Origin of the sequence: Streptomyces sp. NPDC059895 (assembly GCF_042731035.1) — a bacterium.
GTDB lineage: Bacteria > Actinomycetota > Actinomycetes > Streptomycetales > Streptomycetaceae > Streptomyces.
Genome location: NZ_JBHWKO010000124.1, coordinates 1 through 2,870, shown reverse-complemented (window position 1 = coordinate 2,870; position 2,870 = coordinate 1). Strand labels below are relative to the sequence as shown.

Annotated in this window: 1 protein-coding gene; it reads left to right on the top strand. The window is 73.0% G+C overall.

The window, feature by feature from the left end; translation table 11 throughout:
• Positions 1-813: 813 nt before the first annotated feature.
• Positions 814-2,870, top strand: a 2,057-nt coding sequence (locus ACFV9M_RS41905) for a catalase (RefSeq protein ID WP_385102742.1), incomplete at its 3' end; no start/stop codon positions are given.

The following is a 2,870-nucleotide window of genomic DNA, read 5'->3' as shown; positions in this document are numbered from 1 at the left end:
CGCATGGGAGAGTCCTTCCGCCAGGGCCGAGCAGCTGGCGTCTCGTCAGCTGAACCGACTCGGGCCCCGACGTGATCCACCGTCAGCCAGCACCCGGAACGCCACCACTCCAGGCGCTCAGGTGGGTGAACACCGGTCCGCCGCACGGCGGAGAGCTGCTCCGCGCCGGGACGCCGCCGCCCCGCGCCGCCGCCGACACCCCATCAGAACGGGCGCCGCCGGGCCGGCCGGGGCGGCTCGCCGGCGCTCCCGCCGCCCGGCGGTCGCCCTGCCGGCCCGTGCACGATCGCCAGGGGCTCCGGTGCCGGTCGTCGCCGTGATTGGCCTCGGCCCGCGTGGTTACTCCGTCGCCATGAATGACCACGGGCCGCTCGCCTCGGTGACCGGCGCAGTCGTACGGGCCGTGTGCGCGGACGTGAGGGACCGGGCCGGGCCGGCCGGGGACGGCGCCCCGCGGTGAGGACCGGTGGTCGTTGGCGGGCGTCCCCGGGCGCCCGTGGAAGATCCGCCGCCCGTGGAAGATCCGCCGCCCGTGGAAGACCGGGCGCCGACTACGGCCGGCGACCACGGTGGCCGACGCCGGCGCCGACGCCGACGCCGACGGCGGCCCGGTCGGTTAACCCTCCCGTCGCGCGTGGCGTGCGCGGTGCGTCCGGCCGACGGAGGGTGGGAGGAGCTGTGCCCCGCGAGGACGGTCCGACCGTTCGATGCGTGCGTCGTGTGAACGCCTGTTGCAAAGCGGGCTGTGCGGGAAGTCGGCAGGTTACGTACGCGTCCGCGGCCGAGCGGCCCAGGACGCCGAGGAGGACATAGATGAGCGAGCCCAACCCGGTGAAGAAGGCGGTGCGGAAGGTGGCGGAGAGCGTGCTGGGAGACGGGCAGGGGCCGGAGGAGGGCATCCCCGGCAAGCCGGGGCCGGAGTCGCCGTCGGTCGCGGAGCCGACGCACCCCCGCGAGCCGCTGCCGCCGAAGCCGGACCAGACCGGCCCCGACACCGTGTCGCCGACGGGGCAGCCGACGGGCGCCGAGCAGGCGCGGATGGCGCAGTCCGGCAGCTACCTGACCAACGCCCAGGGCACCCGGCTGTACGACACCGACCACTCGCTCAAGGCCGGGCCGCGCGGTCCCGTGCTCTTGCAGGACCACCACCTGCGCGAGAAGATCATGCACTTCGACCACGAGCGCATCCCGGAGCGCGTGGTCCACGCCCGCGGCGCGGCGGCGCACGGGGTCTTCCGCAGCTACGGCACGGCCGCGTCCGTGACGAAGGCGGCGTTCCTCGCCGAGGACGAGGAGACGCCGGTGTTCGTGCGCTTCTCCACCGTGCTGGGGTCGCGGGGCTCGTCCGACACCGTGCGGGACACCCGCGGTTTCGCGACGAAGTTCTACACCAGCGAGGGCGTCTTCGACCTGGTCGGCAACAACATCCCCGTCTTCTTCATCCAGGACGCGATCAAGTTCCCCGACGTCATCCACGCCGGCAAGCCGCATCCGGACCGGGAGATCCCGCAGGCGCAGAGCGCCCACGACACCTTCTGGGACTTCGTCACCCTGCACACCGAGGCCACCCACCACACCCTGTGGAACATGTCCGACCGGGGCATCCCCCGCTCGTTCCGCACGATGGAGGGCTTCGGCGTCCACACGTTCCGCCTGGTCAACGCCGAGGGCGCCACGACGCTGGTGAAGTTCCACTGGAAGCCCAAGCTGGGCGTGCACTCCCTGGTGTGGGAGGAGGCGCAGATCATCAACGGTGTCGACCCGGACTTCCACCGCCGGGACCTCGCCGACGCCATCGAGGCGGGCGCCCACCCCCAGTGGGAACTGGGCATCCAGACGTTCCCCGACACCCCGGAGCAGACCTTCGAGGGCATCGACCTGCTGGACCCGACCAACATCGTGCCGGAGGAGCTCGCCCCGGTGAAGCCGATCGGGCTGCTCACCCTCGACCGCAACCCGTCGAATTTCTTCGCCGAGACGGAACAGGTCGCCTTCCACGTCGGCCACCTCGTCCCCGGCATCGACGTCACCGACGACCCGCTGCTGGCGGGACGTCTCTTCTCCTACCTGGACACCCAGATCACGCGGCTGGGCGGCCCCAACTTCGCGCAGCTCCCCATCAACCGGCCGCACGCGCCCGTCAACGACATGCTCCGCGACGGCATGCACCAGACCGCCGTGCACCGGGGCGTCGCCCCGTACCGCCCCAACTCGCTGGACGGCGGCTGCCCCTTCACCGCCCGCGCGGACGCGGGCGCCTTCATCGAGACGCCCGTGCGGGTCCCGGAGGCCACGAAGGTGCGCGAGGCCCCCGAGTCGTTCGACGACCACTTCAGCCAGCCCCGGCGCTTCTGGCTGAGCATGAGCCCCGTGGAGCGCGAGCACATCATCGGCGCCTACACCTTCGAACTCGGCAAGTGCTACGAGCAGGCGATCAAGGAGCGGGCCCTGGAGGTCCTCGCCAACATCGACCCGCAGCTGTGCGAGCAGGTCGCGAACGGCCTCGGCCTGCCGGCGCCGAAGCTCACCGTGCCCCTCGCGGACGTCGAGCCCAGCCCGGCGCTGTCCCAGGTCGGCCGCACCTGGCCCACCGACGGCCGCGTCATCGGGATCGTCACCGGCGCGGACGGCGACCTCGAGGGTGTGGGCGCCGTGCGCGAGGCCGTGCTGGGAGCGGGGATGGTCCCCCTCGTCGTCGCGCCGACCGGAGGCAAGCTGGGCGCGGACGGCAGTGCGCTGACGGTCCAGCGCACGTACGCCACCGCCCGGTCGGTCGAGTTCGACGGCCTGCTGGTCGTCGGTGCCGCCGCCGCGGGCAGCGACGCGTTCGGCGCCCGTGACGCCAAGGCCGCCCCGACCCCCGGCGGACC